At 62.7% G+C, this 13,573-nt stretch carries 15 protein-coding genes and 3 pseudogenes; 12 read left to right on the forward strand and 6 right to left on the reverse strand.

Features of this window, described 5'->3' with window-relative positions; genetic code table 11:
* Positions 1-42: 42 nt before the first annotated feature.
* The 4 genes and pseudogenes from TU79_RS26940 to TU79_RS13965 form a co-directional block, all read right to left on the reverse strand.
* A pseudogene (locus TU79_RS26940) lies at positions 43-456 on the reverse strand (hypothetical protein); the annotation flags it as partial.
* Between the two features lie 87 nt (positions 457-543).
* Positions 544-870, reverse strand: a pseudogene (locus TU79_RS26945) (phasin family protein); the annotation flags it as partial.
* Positions 871-882: 12 nt separating this feature from the next.
* On the reverse strand, positions 883-1,305 hold the full coding sequence (locus TU79_RS13960; protein ID WP_057008524.1) for a phasin family protein: 423 nt from the start codon (positions 1,303-1,305) through the stop codon (positions 883-885).
* A gap of 101 nt (positions 1,306-1,406) precedes the next feature.
* Positions 1,407-1,682: a polyhydroxyalkanoic acid system family protein gene (locus tag TU79_RS13965; RefSeq protein ID WP_057008525.1), complete on the reverse strand. Its 276-nt coding sequence runs from the start codon at positions 1,680-1,682 to the stop codon at positions 1,407-1,409.
* Positions 1,683-1,826: 144 nt separating this feature from the next.
* On the opposite strand from TU79_RS13965, the gene ubiE reads away from it, so the two are divergent.
* The 12 genes and pseudogenes from ubiE to TU79_RS14020 all read left to right on the forward strand — a co-directional run bounded on the left by ubiE (position 1,827) and on the right by TU79_RS14020 (position 11,861).
* Positions 1,827-2,597: a bifunctional demethylmenaquinone methyltransferase/2-methoxy-6-polyprenyl-1,4-benzoquinol methylase UbiE gene (gene ubiE / locus TU79_RS13970; RefSeq protein ID WP_003237369.1), complete on the forward strand. Its 771-nt coding sequence runs from the start codon at positions 1,827-1,829 to the stop codon at positions 2,595-2,597.
* Entirely contained in the window at positions 2,597-3,220 is a 624-nt protein-coding gene (locus tag TU79_RS13975) for a ubiquinone biosynthesis accessory factor UbiJ (RefSeq protein WP_057008526.1), read from the forward strand. The genes ubiE and TU79_RS13975 overlap by 1 nt, the downstream gene beginning before the upstream one ends.
* Entirely contained in the window at positions 3,217-4,821 is a 1,605-nt protein-coding gene (gene ubiB / locus TU79_RS13980) for a ubiquinone biosynthesis regulatory protein kinase UbiB (protein ID WP_057008527.1), read from the forward strand. The genes TU79_RS13975 and ubiB overlap by 4 nt, the downstream gene beginning before the upstream one ends.
* A 41-nt stretch (positions 4,822-4,862) precedes the next feature.
* The gene (gene hisI, locus TU79_RS13985; protein WP_057008528.1) at positions 4,863-5,255 is read left to right on the forward strand and encodes a phosphoribosyl-AMP cyclohydrolase; all 393 of its coding nucleotides are present in this window, start codon (positions 4,863-4,865) and stop codon (positions 5,253-5,255) included.
* A 2-nt stretch (positions 5,256-5,257) separates the two neighbouring features.
* Positions 5,258-5,590, forward strand: coding sequence for a phosphoribosyl-ATP diphosphatase (locus TU79_RS13990; protein WP_003237387.1), 333 nt, complete (start codon positions 5,258-5,260; stop codon positions 5,588-5,590).
* 26 nt (positions 5,591-5,616) lie between these two features.
* Positions 5,617-5,895, forward strand: a complete 279-nt coding sequence (locus TU79_RS13995) for a twin-arginine translocase TatA/TatE family subunit (RefSeq protein WP_003237389.1) — start codon at positions 5,617-5,619, stop codon at positions 5,893-5,895.
* Positions 5,896-5,905: 10 nt separating this feature from the next.
* Positions 5,906-6,307 carry a Sec-independent protein translocase protein TatB gene (tatB, locus tag TU79_RS14000; RefSeq protein WP_057008529.1) on the forward strand — a complete coding sequence of 134 codons (402 nt, stop codon included), beginning with the start codon at positions 5,906-5,908 and terminating at the stop codon, positions 6,305-6,307.
* Positions 6,304-7,095 (forward strand): twin-arginine translocase subunit TatC, encoded by a 792-nt coding sequence (gene tatC / locus TU79_RS14005; protein WP_057008530.1) that lies wholly within the window; start codon positions 6,304-6,306, stop codon positions 7,093-7,095. The genes tatB and tatC overlap by 4 nt, the downstream gene beginning before the upstream one ends.
* Positions 7,092-7,799, forward strand: coding sequence for a 16S rRNA (uracil(1498)-N(3))-methyltransferase (locus TU79_RS14010; RefSeq protein WP_057008531.1), 708 nt, complete (start codon positions 7,092-7,094; stop codon positions 7,797-7,799). The genes tatC and TU79_RS14010 overlap by 4 nt, the downstream gene beginning before the upstream one ends.
* 189 nt (positions 7,800-7,988) lie before the next feature.
* Positions 7,989-8,957 (forward strand): annotated as a pseudogene (locus tag TU79_RS26950) (methyl-accepting chemotaxis protein); the annotation flags it as partial.
* Positions 8,958-9,101: 144 nt separating this feature from the next.
* On the forward strand, positions 9,102-9,815 hold the full coding sequence (locus TU79_RS26955) for a methyl-accepting chemotaxis protein (RefSeq protein WP_428839036.1): 714 nt from the start codon (positions 9,102-9,104) through the stop codon (positions 9,813-9,815).
* A 138-nt stretch (positions 9,816-9,953) separates the two neighbouring features.
* Positions 9,954-11,861 (forward strand): methyl-accepting chemotaxis protein, encoded by a 1,908-nt coding sequence (locus tag TU79_RS14020; RefSeq protein ID WP_057008533.1) that lies wholly within the window; start codon positions 9,954-9,956, stop codon positions 11,859-11,861.
* A 3-nt stretch (positions 11,862-11,864) separates the two neighbouring features.
* Here the strand turns inward: TU79_RS14020 and TU79_RS14025 are convergent, their stop codons facing one another.
* Both TU79_RS14025 and TU79_RS14030 read right to left on the reverse strand, forming a co-directional pair.
* The gene (locus tag TU79_RS14025) at positions 11,865-12,599 is read right to left on the reverse strand and encodes an amino acid ABC transporter ATP-binding protein (RefSeq protein WP_057008534.1); all 735 of its coding nucleotides are present in this window, start codon (positions 12,597-12,599) and stop codon (positions 11,865-11,867) included.
* Complete coding sequence (locus tag TU79_RS14030) at positions 12,592-13,551, reverse strand: amino acid ABC transporter permease (RefSeq protein WP_057008535.1); 960 nt, start codon at positions 13,549-13,551, stop codon at positions 12,592-12,594. Before TU79_RS14030 ends, TU79_RS14025 begins: the two co-directional genes overlap by 8 nt.
* Between the last annotated feature and the right edge of the window lie 22 nt (positions 13,552-13,573).

Raw genomic sequence — 13,573 nt, forward strand, 5'->3', positions numbered from 1 at the left:
CCGACCTTCACAGGCCGGGCGTTTTTTGTGTGCCCTGGAAAATCAGGACTGACTGGACGCCGCCGGGGTTGCCGGCGGAGTGGCAGCAGGTGCAGAGGCCGAGTTGGCGGCGGAGGCGGTTGGCGCCGACGTTGCCGGCTTGGCGGCGGCGGGTTTCTTGGCAGCGGCGGGCTTTCTGGCGGCGGCCGGTTTGGCAGCGGGCTTGGCGGCAGCAGGCTTCGCAGCGGGTTTGGCCGCTGCAGTTTTGGCTGCAGGCTTGGCGGCGGCTTTAGTCGCAGGCTTGGCGGCGGTCTTCGCTGCCGGCTTGGCCGCTGCTTTAGCGGTCACCGGTTTGGCGGCGGCGGTTTTTGCAGCAGGCTTGGCAGCCGCTTTGGCCGGAGCCTTGGCGGTGCTTTTCGCAGCGGGTTTGGCCGCTGCCGTTTTAGCGACTGCAGGCTTGGCAGCGGGTTTGGCCGCCGCTGCCTTGACGGGAGCCGCCTTGGCACCGGTGAGTTTTTCAATCTGTCGGGTCAAGGTATCGACCTTGCTGTGCAAGGTCTTGAGCTCTGCCTTGCTCGGCACGCCCAAACGCGAAATGGCACTGTTAAGACGCTTGTCAAAGGTCTCTTCCAACTTGCTCCACGTATCGGAAATGCTCGACTTGGCGGAGCCGGCGGTGGCCTTGGCCGCGTCGACTTTTTTACCCGCCGCGGTCTTGGTCAACTTTTCGGCTTTCTCGCCGTCCTTGACCAGGGTCTCGAAGTATTTACCGCCGTCACTGCTAACCTTCGAGTACACGCCTAAACCAGCAAGCCAGATCTTCCGGGAATATTTTTCAACTTCCCCGACCCACGAGCTGCCTTCTTTCTGAGTAGTCTTTTTAACAGCCATTCCGGTGTCTCCTTAGTGTTTACGCGCGACACGTTCGAGCAATGCCGTCAGCTCTTCGAGCTTAGCAGAGAGTGTCTCAACGTCATGTTTAGACGCAATGCCGATCCGATTCAAGGCACTTGCAACACGCGAGTCAAAAGCGTCTTCAACTTTATCCAGTTGAACTTCAACCAGGCCTTTGACGCTTGAGAGATGACTCTTTACTTGATCAATCTGACTGTTAGCCGCAGCCACTTGTTCAACTGCAACTTTTTTGCTTTTACTTTCAACATGTTGACCGCTCTTGACGAGTTCCTTGAAGTACTCGCTGCCCTCGCCGCCGACCTTGGCATACGCTCCAAGGCCCGCCAGCCAGATCTTGCGGGCGTAGCGCTTGACGTGACTGACGGCAGGGGTCTGAACATCGATTTTTTTTCGCAGCACAACGTTGGTCAAGGTGCACCTCACACATCAGGGCGGAAATCGGCCCGCAGGAGTTGAGGGCTTGAGCACAAACTAGGCTGGAAAATTAGAATCGGCACCCTAAGTACAATCGATCAGGCCAACGCTTTATCCAGTGCTTTCTCGATCTCGGATTTAAGTGTGCCACTCATGGCCGACATCAACAGGCCAAGCTCCACGTTGATGCGCAATGAATCGTCGTCCACCTGTACCGTGCCTTTAACGCCCGAGCGTTTGAGGTTCAAGGTGTCCCCGGACCACGACGACTCCACGCCATACTTGTCATTGAGTTTTTGCGCCAGCGCGTCGGCTTTCGCCCGCGCGCCTTCCTTACCCAGGGAATGCTCACGCTCAACGGTTATACGGGCCATGCCAATGACTCCTTTCATAAGGGGCTGAGAAACCTTCAATGCGCCAGAAGGTCTCGATAAGCACCTATCTTACCTTCAGCCTTGCCAAGACAAAGCAGCCCTTGGGGATTATCATGTGCCGCATTCTCTTTTGGTGACAGCGATATGACTGATCAGCGCAAAGGCAGCGATGCCGAACCCACCACTCACTTCGGTTTCAAGAACGTCCCGCAAAGCCAGAAAGCGGAAAAGGTCGCTGAGGTATTCCACTCCGTGGCGGCCAAGTACGACCTGATGAACGACGTGCTGTCAGGCGGCATGCACCGTCTGTGGAAGCGCTTCACCATCGAGCTGTCGGGCGTACGCACCGGCAATCGCGTGCTGGACATTGCCGGCGGCACCGGCGATCTGGCGGCCAAGTTCTCCAGACTGGTTGGCCCCACCGGCCAGGTAGTGCTGGCGGACATCAACGGGTCGATGCTCAAGGTCGGCCGAGATCGCCTGCTGGACAAGGGCGTGGCCGACAACATCGAGTTCGTCCAGGCCGACGCGGAAAAACTGCCGTTCCCGGACAACCATTTCGACTGCGTGACCATCGCCTTCGGCCTGCGCAACGTGACCCGCAAGGAAGACGCGATCCGCTCGATGCTGCGCGTGCTCAAGCCCGGCGGTCGCCTGCTGGTGCTGGAATTCTCCAAGCCGACCAACGCGCTGATGTCCAAGGTCTACGACACCTACTCGTTTGCCTTCATGCCGCTGATGGGCAAGCTGATCACCAACGACGCCGAAAGCTATCGCTACCTGGCCGAGTCGATCCGCATGCACCCCGATCAGGAAACCCTCAAGTCGATGATGGTGGAAGCCGGCTTCGACCGCGTGACCTATCACAACATGACTTCGGGCATCGTCGCCCTGCACCGCGGCATCAAACCCTGATGCTGCTCGCGGGCCTTCTTGCCGGCGTCGAACACGGCCTCAACCGTGTACTGTGCCTGGACAGCACCGCACTGGCGCGGCTGGGGCACTTGAACGGCAAGGTGATTGCCGTCGATTGCACCCGCCCGGCCGTGCAGCTGTTCATCCTGCCCAGCGATGAAGGCCTGCTGCTGGCCACGCAATGGGCGGCCGAAGCCGATTGCACCCTGCGCGCGCCGGCCTCCAGCCTGTTGCACCTGGCGCTGAGCCGCAACAAGACCGCCATCCTGCACAGCCCGCAGGTGCACCTGGAAGGCGAAAGCGCGGTGCTGATGGACCTGGCCGCCGTGTTGCAGGACCTGGCGCTGGACTGGGAATACGAGCTGTCGCGCTGGCTCGGCCCGGTGGCCACCCCGTTGATCAGCGGGCACCTGCGCAGCCGCGCGCAGTGGTATCAACAGGGGTTTGCCAGCCTCAACCAGAACCTCGCCGAATACCTGAGCGAAGAAGCGCGCACCCTGGTCGGGGAGCGAGAAGCGCAAGCGCGCTTTCGTGAACTCGACAAGGCCAAAATCGACCTGGAACGCCTCGAGGCCCGCTTCGAGCGCCTGAGCCGTTCCCTTGATCCAAGCGATAACGCATGAAGCTGCTCGCCGTCCGCCGTTTGTTTCGTATCCAGCGCGTGGTCATGCGCTATCGCCTGGATGACCTGCTGTTCGCCTTGCCACTGCCATGGTTCTTGCTGGCGGTGCGCTATGTGCTGCCGTGGCGCTGGTTGCCACGCAAAAAGCTCGAGCTGAGCCGTGGTGCGCGCCTGCGCCTGGCGTTGCAGGACCTGGGACCGATCTTCATCAAGTTCGGGCAGATCCTCTCCACCCGCCGCGACCTGTTGCCCGAAGACATCGCCGACGAACTGATGCTGCTGCAGGACCGCGTGCCGCCGTTCGACTCGCAGCAGTCGATGGCACTGATCGAGTCGCAGTTGGGCAAGAAGATCAGTGAAGTGTTCAGCCGCTTCGATGTCGAGCCGCTGGCGTCGGCGTCGGTCGCGCAAGTGCACGCCGCGCAGCTCAAGACCGGCGAAGAAGTGGTGGTGAAAGTGATCCGCCCCGGCCTCAAGCCGATCATCGGCCAGGACCTGGCGTGGCTGTTCGTCCTCGCTCGCGCCGCCGAACGTTTCTCGGCCGATGCACGCCTGCTGCACCCGGTGGACGTGGTCGCGGACTACGAGAAAACCATCTACGACGAGCTCGACCTGCTGCGCGAAGCCGCCAATTCCAGCCAGCTGCGGCGCAACTTTGAAGGCTCGCAACTGCTGTACGTGCCGCAAGTGTATTGGGACTGGTGCCGCCCCAAAGTGCTGGTGATGGAGCGCATCTACGGCCTGCAGGTCACCGACCTCGCCGCCCTGGCCGACCAGCGCACCGACATGAAGATGCTCGCCGAGCGCGGCGTGGAGATCTTCTTCACCCAGGTGTTCCGCGACAGTTTCTTCCACGCCGACATGCACCCCGGCAATATCTTCGTCAGCACGGTCACGCCGTGGAGCCCGCAATACATCGCAATCGACTGCGGCATCGTCGGCAGCCTCACCCCGGAAGATCAGGACTACCTGGCGCGCAACCTGTTTGCCTTCTTCAAACGCGACTACCGCCGCGTGGCGCAGTTGCACATCGATTCGGGCTGGGTGCCGGCGGAAACCAAGCTCAACGAATTCGAAGCGGCGATCCGCACAGTGTGCGAGCCGATCTTTGAAAAACCGTTAAAGGATATTTCCTTCGGCCAGGTGCTGATGCGCCTGTTCCAGACCGCGCGGCGCTTCAACATGGAAGTGCAGCCGCAGTTGGTGTTGCTGCAAAAAACCCTGCTCAACATCGAAGGCCTCGGCCGCCAGTTGTACCCGGACCTCGACTTGTGGAACACCGCCCAACCGTTCCTGGAACGCTGGATGCGCGAGCGCATGAGCCCGAAAACCATGATCGGCAACATGTACAGCCAGATGGAGCAACTGCCCCATCTGGCCAACATGACCCGTGACCTGCTGGAGCGCATGTCGCAGCCCCATGCCAGGGACCCGGAGCCGCCATGGCGCAAGCGCAAGGACGACTGGTTCCTGCGCCTGCTCGGCGCCGCGCACCTGGTGGGGGGCGTGATGCTCGCCATCGTCGGGCCATTGAACCAGCTGGGCTTCTGGCCGGCCGGGGTCATGGTGGCCGTGGGTATTTATCTGATCGTGCGTCGATAGCCCATCCGGTTATACACTGTCGCAAATTGCCGGAGCCGAACATGAAAGACTGGCTGGACGAGATCAAGTGGGACAGTGACGGCCTGGTGCCGGCCATTGCCCAGGACTACAAGACCGGGCGCGTGTTGATGATGGCCTGGATGAACCGCGAGGCCCTGAGCCTGACTGCCGCCGAGCAGCGCGCCATTTACTGGTCACGCTCGCGTGGCAAACTGTGGCGCAAGGGCGAAGAGTCCGGGCATGTGCAAACCCTGCACGAGCTGCGCCTGGACTGCGACGGCGACGTGGTGATCCTCAAGGTCGAGCAGATCGGCGGCATCGCCTGCCACACCGGGCGTCACAGCTGCTTCTACCGCGTGTTCGAGAACGGCGAGTGGAAAGTGGTGGAGCCGGTGCTCAAAGACCCGCACGCCATCTACTCGGCAGGACACTGAACATGAGCGATACCCTCAACCGTGTGGCCCAGGTGCTGGAAGCGCGCAAAGGCGCGGACGCCGACAGTTCCTATGTCGCCAGCCTCTACCACAAAGGCCTGAACAAGATTCTGGAGAAGCTCGGCGAAGAGTCCGTCGAGACGATCATTGCCGCCAAGGATGCGCAGATCAGCGGTGATTGCAGCGATGTCATCTATGAAACCGCAGACCTGTGGTTCCATAGCCTGGTCATGCTCGCCCAACTGGGGCAGCATCCGCAGGCCGTGCTGGATGAACTGGACCGTCGCTTCGGCTTGTCCGGGCACGTCGAAAAGGCCTCGCGCCCGTCCGCTTGAATAACTAAGACTGGAGGATTTGCAGCATGGGCATTTTTGACTGGAAACACTGGATCGTCATTCTGGTGGTGGTGGTACTGGTGTTCGGTACCAAGAAACTCAAGAATCTGGGCACCGACGTCGGCGAGTCGATCAAGGGCTTTCGCAAAGCCATGAACGACGATGAAAAACCGGCCGATCCGGTGGTCAATCCTGTGCCGCCGGCCCAGCCCGTGCACCCGCAGGCCACCCAGCCGATCACCGAGCGTCGTACCTTCGACGTGCAGGCTGAAAAAGTCGAAGAGCCGACCCGCAAAGACCTGTGAGTACTGACTAATGTTTGGTATCAGCTTCTCTGAACTGCTCCTCGTCGGCCTGGTTGCCCTGCTGGTGCTGGGGCCGGAACGGTTGCCCGGTGCAGCACGCACGGCGGGCCTGTGGATCGGTCGCCTGAAACGCAGTTTCAATGCGATCAAACAGGAAGTTGAACGGGAAATCGGCGCTGACGAAATCCGCCGCCAGTTGCACAACGAACACATCCTGTCGCTGGAGCAGGAGGCGCGCAAGATCCTGACGCCGGTGCAGGAGCCCGCCAAACCGGCGGAGCCTGCGGCCAACAGCATCGCACCGGTGGTTGAAACCCCGCCCGCGCCGCCGACCGTTCCCACAGAACCCGCGCCGGCGCCTGTTGCAGCGCCCGCTCCCCATGACCCTACATTGCCGCCGCGAGCCCCATGAGCGCTGATAAACCGGAAACCGACCAGCACATGCCGCTGGTCTCGCACCTCACCGAGCTGCGTACCCGCCTGCTGCGTTGCGTGGCAGCGATCTTCATCATCTTTGCCGGGCTATTCGCCTTCACCCAGCAGATCTACACCTTCGTCTCCACGCCCCTGCGCCAGTACCTGCCGGTGGGCGCGACGATGATCGCCACCGATGTGTCGTCGCCGTTCCTCACGCCGTTGAAGCTGACCATGATGGTCTCGCTGTTCCTCGCGATCCCGGTGATCCTGCATCAGATCTGGGGCTTTATCGCGCCGGGCCTGTACAAGCACGAGAAGCGCATTGCGGTGCCGTTGCTGGTGTCGAGCATCCTGCTGTTCTACACCGGCATGGCGTTCGCCTACTTTCTGGTGTTCCCGCTGATCTTCAAATTCTTCGCCGCCGCCACCCCGGCCGGTGTGGAAATGATGACCGACATCACCAGCTACCTCGATTTTGTGATGACGCTGTTCTTCGCCTTTGGCGTGGCCTTCGAGATCCCGGTGGCCGTGGTGCTGCTGGTGTGGATCGGCGTGGTCGACGTGAAGTACCTGAAGAAAATCCGCCCGTACGTGATCATCGGCTGCTTTGTGGTGGGGATGATCCTCACGCCGCCGGATATCTTCTCCCAGACCCTGCTGGCCGTGCCGATGTGGATGCTGTTCGAGATCGGCATCCTGTTCAGCGGTTTGATCAGCAAGCGGGGCGAACACCCCGAAGACCAGCCCGCCGACGATGACCAACCGCCAGCGACCCAACCGTGAACCTGCTGCTGCTTGAGGAGGCCGACTTCATTGCGGCCGACCGCGTGGTGCTGCGTGATCGGCGCCTGGTACACATGCAGGACGTCCACCGCGCCGCCGTGGGCGACAACCTGCGGGTGGGCCGCCTCGGTGGGCTGATGGGCAACGCGCAATTGCTGCGCCTTGAAGCCGGCGAGGCCGAACTGCACGTCAGCTTCGACCAGCCGCCGCCGGCCAAACTGCCGCTGACCCTGCTGCTGGCCCTGCCCCGGCCAAAGATGTTGCGCCGCGTGCTGCAAACCGTAGCCGCCATGGGGGTGCCAAGGGTAGTGCTGCTCAACAGCTACCGGGTGGAAAAAAGCTTTTGGCAAACACCGTTCCTGGAGCCAGAAGCGGTACGCGAACAACTGATCCTGGGCCTGGAACAGGCGCGGGACACGGTGCTGCCGCAGATCACCCTCGAGAAGCGCTTCAAGCCGTTCGTCGAAGATCGCCTGCCGGCCCTGACCGACGGCACCCTCGGCCTGATCGGCCACCCCGGCGACTACCCGCCCTGCCCGCGCGGCCTCGACGAGCCCGTCACGCTGGCCATCGGCCCCGAAGGCGGCTGGATCCCCTATGAGGTGGATCTGCTGACCAGGGCCGGCCTGCAACCGGTGCAACTGGGCGCGCGCATCCTGCGCGTCGAAACCGCCGTCGCCGCCCTGCTCGCCCGCCTTTTCTGAAAAAACCCTCCGACAGCAGGTATGTGCTGCTACAGAATCCCGCGTACCGGCCGATAGCCTCTGAATAAGTCCAAGCCTGGTTCCAGGGGAGTTTGCAACATGTATCGTCAGTTAGCCGAAAAGCTGGGTAATGTCAGCGTCAAAACCAAGCTGGGCGTGGGTTTTGGCCTGGTATTGGTGCTGACATTAATGATCACCTTCACCGGCTGGACCAGCCTGGGCGATGTGATTGGTCGGGGTGACAAGCTGGGTTATATCTCCAGCCTCAACGGCGTGACCAAGGACCTGCGCCTGGCGCGCCTGGACTTCGACATGCGGCGCGGCGAGCAAGGCACCGGCGCGGTCGACAGCCTGATCGCGCAATTGGACGACGGCCTGAAAAAAGCCGCGCAGTTGATCGAGCAACCCGACGACAAGGCCCTGGTCGAACAGCAGCAGGAAGCCTTGGGGCAATACAAAAAAGCCTTCGCCGCGATGGTCCAGGCCGGGCTCAAGCGTGAAGGCGCGCGCAGCAAGCTGGGCGACACTGCCGACAACGCCGTGGCCAGGATCAACGAGATCGAAGCCGCGCTGCTGCAAGGCGACAGCGTTACCCAGTTCAACAGCGTGGTGAGCCTGAGCAAACTGATCCAGCAGGCACGCTTCCAGGTACGCGGCTACACCTACAGCGGCAAGGTCGAGGCCGAGCAGCCGGCGCTGGACGCCATCGACAACGCCCTCAAAAAAGCCAGCGAGCTCGAAGGCCAACTGCCGGCGCAGTACGTGACCAACCTGCAACAGGCGGGCGTGTCGCTGCAAGCCTACCGCGCCGCCGTCAGCCAGTACCGTGACTCCCAGACGGCCGCCGCTGCTGCGCTGAAGACCATCAACGCCCAGGGCGAGATCCTGATGGGGCACAGCGAAAAACTCACGGTTTCGCAGACCGCCGTGCGCGACCGCGATGCCGCGCAAGCCAAATACCTGCTGCTGCTGGCCGCCGCCCTGGCATTGATCGTCGGCCTGTTCGCCGCCTGGGCGATCACGCGCCAGATCATCATCCCGCTCAACCAGACCCTGCAGGTCGCCGAACGCGTGGCCTCTGGCGACTTGAGCCACAACCTGGAGTCCGCCCGCAAGGACGAACTGGGCCAACTGCAGCGGGCCATGCAAAGCATGACCCTGGGCCTGCGTGAGTTGATCGGTGGCATCAGCGACGGCGTCACCCAAATCGCCAGCGCCGCCGAGCAGCTGTCGGCGGTCACCGAACAGACCAGCGCCGGGGTCAACAGCCAGAAGGTCGAGACCGACCAGGTGGCCACCGCCATGAATGAAATGGCCGCCACCGTGCAGGAAGTGGCGCGCAACGCCGAAGAGGCTTCGGAAGCCGCCGTGGCTGCCGACCAGCAGGCCCGTGAAGGCGACAAGGTGGTGGCGCAAGCCATCGCCCAGATCGAACGCCTGGCCACCGAGGTGGGCAGCTCCACCGAAGCCATGGGCCATCTGCAGCGCGAAAGCGACAAGATCGGCAGCGTGCTCGATGTGATCAAATCCGTGGCCCAGCAGACCAACCTGCTCGCGCTCAACGCCGCCATCGAGGCCGCACGCGCGGGCGAGGCCGGACGGGGTTTCGCCGTGGTGGCCGACGAAGTGCGCAGCCTGGCCCAGCGTACCCAGAAGTCCACCGAGGAGATCGCCGAGCTGATCGTCGGCCTGCAGAGTGGCACCCAGCAGGTGGCAACGATCATGGACAACAGCCGGGGTCTCACCGACAGCAGCGTCGAGCTGACCCGTCGCGCCGGCACTGCCTTGTCCAGCATCACCCTGACGGTGTCGACTATCCAGGCGATGAACTCGCAGATCGCTACCGCCGCCGAGCAACAGAGCGCCGTGGCTGAGGAGATCAACCGCAGCGTGCTGAACGTGCGCGATATCTCGGAGCAGACCGCTGCGGCCAGTGAGGAAACCGCCGCCTCGAGTACCGAGCTGGCGCGCCTGGGCACCCATCTGCAAGCACTGGTCAGCCGCTTCCGGGTCTGACGCACTTGCCTGTGCGGCGACCGGTTCTCGGTCGCCGCTGGCCACCTCTGAAATTTCCTACACGTTTATCAGGCCCGACTGACCATCGATGGGGCTAGCGTTTAACCACGCCGGTTACGTTCCCGTTGGAGGTCGATCATGCTTCGTCGAATGACTCATCTGCTGGGTGACCTGAGTGTCACCCTCAAACTGATCCTGGGGTTTTCCCTGGTACTCGCCCTGAGCCTTGTGATTGCCACGACGGGCTGGCAAGCCCTGGAAGCGTCTCTCTACCGCTCGCAAACACTTACGCAACTGTCGCAACTGGCGGTGGCCGGTGAAGAGTTGCGCGCGGACCGCATTGTTTACCGAACCCTGAACAATGCCGACAGCCTCAACAAGCTGGGCACCGGCATGCAGAAAATCGATGACCTGCTGATGCAGCTTCCCAACCGACTCAAGACGCCCACAGCCGCCGAGTACCAGCAGGAGATGACCCGTCTTTCCAGCGCCTTCAAAACCCGACTCAAGGCAGTGCCGACGCTGGTTGAACAGCGCGAGGCCGCCCGCGCGAAGCTCAAGGAAAATGCCGCGCAGACCGGCGACGTGCTGACGCAACTGGCCAGCGACCTGCCCGATCAGGACGATCAAAAAGCTCTGGATGCCGTGGAAGACCTGCGTCAGGCCATCGAACAGGCCGACGACCGTGCGCAAAGCCCGGCCTGGGCCGCCAGTTCACTGGAGGCCTACGCGCAATCGGTCAGCGATGCCGAGCGCGATCTGGAACAGGCTCAGGCCGCGGTGGCGAAGTTGCCGGTCAACAGCCACCTGTTGAACACCACCGTGCTGGGCATCCGCAACCACCTCACACGACTCAAGGACACGCAACTGAGCACCGAGGCCGGGCAAAACCAGTTGGAGCAGTTGCTGGACCAATTGCTCGCGCAAAGCGACCTGTTAAGCCAGGACCAGACCCAGCGCCGCGACCGCGAGGCTGAGCAGGCACGCACCCATACCCTGCTCATCACCGCTGCTGCCGTGCTGTTCGGCGCACTGGCGGCGTGGCTGATTGCCGGGCAAATCGTCAAACCGTTGCGCAAGGCGCTTTCGGTGGCCAACCGCATTGCCCAGGGCGACCTCAGCGACGACATGCAAACCCGGCGCAAGGATGAGCTGGGCCAGTTGCAACGCAGCATGAACCAGATGACGGCGAATTTGCGCGGGCTGATCGGCAACATCAGCGACAACGCGCGACAAGTTGCCAGCGCGGCCGAGGAGCTGTCCACGGTTACCGAGCAAACGCGCGCCGGGGTGAATCATCAGCGCGCGGAAACCGAGCAGGTGGCGACCGCCATGAACCAGATGCTGGCCACCGCCCAAGAGGTCGCACGGCATGCCGAGCAGGCGTCGATTGCTGCAGGCGCAGCCAATCAACAGACCGAAATCGGCGATCAAGTGGTGACCGATGCCGTGGCGCAAATCGAACACCTGGCCCATGAAATGGCACGCTCAAGCCAGGCCATGATCGCGCTGCAACGGGAAAGCCAGAAGATCGGCAGCGTGCTGGACGTGATCAAGTCCGTCTCGCAGCAGACCAACCTGCTGGCGCTCAACGCCGCCATTGAAGCCGCGCGCGCCGGCGAAGCCGGTCAGGGGTTCGCGGTGGTCGCCGACGAAGTGCGCACACTGGCCCAGCGCACCCAGCAGTCGGCCGAGGAAATCGAAGGGCTGATCAGTGGCCTGCACAACGGCACACAGCAAGTGGCCGACATCATGGACCACAGCCGCACGCTCACCGACAGCAGCGTCGGTCTGGCGCGCAACGCCGGCGATGCGCTGATGGAGATCGCGCGCACCGTGGCGGTCATCCAGGACATGAACCCGCAGATTGCGGCGGCGGCCGAACAGCAGAGCGCGGTGGCCGAAGAGATCAATCGCAGTGTGTTGAAAGTGCGCGACGCCTCGGAGCAGGCCGCCACCGCCAGTGAGCAAACGGCAGCGGCGAGTGTTGAGTTGGCGCGGTTGGGCGTAAGCCTGCAGCAGTGCGTCGAGCGGTTCAAAGTGTGACGGCTACAGCACCTGACGCAGAAACGCCTGGGCGCGCGGGTCCCTGGGCGCTGCGAAGAACTCGGCCGGGGCGGCGTCTTCGAGCAACTTGCCGTGGTCGAAGAACAACACCCGGTCCGCCACTTCGCGGGCAAAACCCATTTCGTGGGTGACGCAGACCATGGTCATGCCTTCCAGGGCCAGGGTCTTCATCACGTCCAGCACTTCGCCGACCATTTCCGGGTCCAGCGCCGAGGTGGGCTCGTCGAACAGCATCACCTTGGGCTCCATGGCCAGGGCGCGGGCAATCGCCACCCGCTGTTGCTGCCCGCCGGAGAGGCGTGAGGGAAACTCGTTGGCTTTCTGCGCAATGCCGACCTTTTCCAGCAGCGCCAGGGCCTTGGCTTCACGCTCCTTTTTACCGCGCTTGCGCACCACTTTTTGCGCCAGGCAGAGGTTTTCCAGCACGGTCATGTGGGGGAACAGGTTGAAGTGCTGGAACACCATGCCGACCTCGCGGCGGTAGGCGTTTACATCGGTCCTGGGGTCGGCCAGTTGCAGGCCGTCGATGCTCACCGAGCCCGAGTCGAAGGCTTCCAGGCCGTTAAGGCAGCGCAGGAAGGTGGACTTGCCGGAACCGGACGGGCCGATCACCACCAGCACTTCGCCCCTGGCCACCTGGGTAGTGACGTGGTCGACCGCGCGCACCACTTGCCCACGGGTATCAAAGACTTTTACCAGGTCGTGGACTTCAATCACTTTGCGCGAGCCTCCGCTCAAGCCGGCTGGCCATTTTCGACAGCGGCAGGTTGATCAGCAGGTACAGGCCTGCGACGCAGAACAGGATTTCAAACGGCGAGAACGAGGTGGTGATCACCTCGCGGCCGCTTTTGAGCAGTTCGGTGATGGCGATGACCGAGACCAGCGACGTGTCTTTGACCAGGCTGATAAATTGCCCGGCCAGGGGCGGCAGCACGCGCTTGAAGGCCTGCGGCAGTACCACGTGACGCATCGACTGGCTGGCACTCAGGCCCAGGGAACGCGCGGCCTCGTCCTGGCCACGGGTGATGGACTGCACGCCGGCCCGCACGATTTCCGCCACATAGGCGCCGGTGAACAACGACAGCGCGGCGATCCCGGCGAACTCCCGGGACAGGTTGAGCACCGTGCCGATGAAGAAATAGAAGATGAAAATCTGCACCAGCAGCGGCGTGCCACGCACCAGCTCGACATAGAGCGTCGACAGGTCGCGCAAGGTGGGGTTGCTGGACAGTCGGCACAGCCCGGTCGCCAGGCCAATCGCCAACCCGAGGATCCCGGAAACCACCGACAGCCACAAGGTGGTCCACAGGCCCCACATCAGCGGGCCCAGTGCCCAATGACGGTTCACCCCGATCACGTCGCCTTCAGCCACATCATCGCCGCGCGCCACTTGCAGGCTGTTGTCGGCCACGCTCACGCGCTGCTCGGCGCCGGCGTCATTGCGCAGGGTCACTTCGGCGATGTCGCCCTTGCGCACGAGGTCGATGACCGTGGAGATGTCGGCGGCGCGCTGGGCGTCTTCGGCCTGATAGGCGAAGTACTGCGGCACGCGGTTCCAGCGCCACTCGTAGGCCATCAGCGAGGTGGCGTAGTACAACGCGCCGGCCAGGCCGACCAGCACGACCACGGTCAGCAGGTGCCAGGGCCATTGGGCTTTTTTCTGTTTCATTTCACTTTCCGCGGGAGGTATG

Origin of the sequence: Pseudomonas trivialis, assembly GCF_001439805.1 — a bacterium.
GTDB lineage: Bacteria > Pseudomonadota > Gammaproteobacteria > Pseudomonadales > Pseudomonadaceae > Aquipseudomonas > Aquipseudomonas trivialis.

Excerpts from the sequence above, each read along its gene's own strand:
- ubiE (WP_003237369.1), top strand. The coding sequence starts at position 1,827 with ATGACTGATCAGCGCAAAGGCAGCGATGCCGAACCCACCACTCACTTC.
- TU79_RS14020 (WP_057008533.1), top strand. The coding sequence starts at position 9,954 with ATGCTTCGTCGAATGACTCATCTGCTGGGTGACCTGAGTGTCACCCTC.
- tatC (WP_057008530.1), top strand. The coding sequence starts at position 6,304 with ATGAGCGCTGATAAACCGGAAACCGACCAGCACATGCCGCTGGTCTCG.
- TU79_RS13965 (WP_057008525.1), bottom strand. The coding sequence starts at position 1,682 with ATGGCCCGTATAACCGTTGAGCGTGAGCATTCCCTGGGTAAGGAAGGC.
- TU79_RS13995 (WP_003237389.1), top strand. The coding sequence starts at position 5,617 with ATGGGCATTTTTGACTGGAAACACTGGATCGTCATTCTGGTGGTGGTG.
- TU79_RS13990 (WP_003237387.1), top strand. The coding sequence starts at position 5,258 with ATGAGCGATACCCTCAACCGTGTGGCCCAGGTGCTGGAAGCGCGCAAA.
- TU79_RS13975 (WP_057008526.1), top strand. The coding sequence starts at position 2,597 with ATGCTGCTCGCGGGCCTTCTTGCCGGCGTCGAACACGGCCTCAACCGT.
- ubiB (WP_057008527.1), top strand. The coding sequence starts at position 3,217 with ATGAAGCTGCTCGCCGTCCGCCGTTTGTTTCGTATCCAGCGCGTGGTC.
- TU79_RS26955 (WP_428839036.1), top strand. The coding sequence starts at position 9,102 with ATGAATGAAATGGCCGCCACCGTGCAGGAAGTGGCGCGCAACGCCGAA.
- tatB (WP_057008529.1), top strand. The coding sequence starts at position 5,906 with ATGTTTGGTATCAGCTTCTCTGAACTGCTCCTCGTCGGCCTGGTTGCC.
- TU79_RS14030 (WP_057008535.1), bottom strand. The coding sequence starts at position 13,551 with ATGAAACAGAAAAAAGCCCAATGGCCCTGGCACCTGCTGACCGTGGTC.
- hisI (WP_057008528.1), top strand. The coding sequence starts at position 4,863 with ATGAAAGACTGGCTGGACGAGATCAAGTGGGACAGTGACGGCCTGGTG.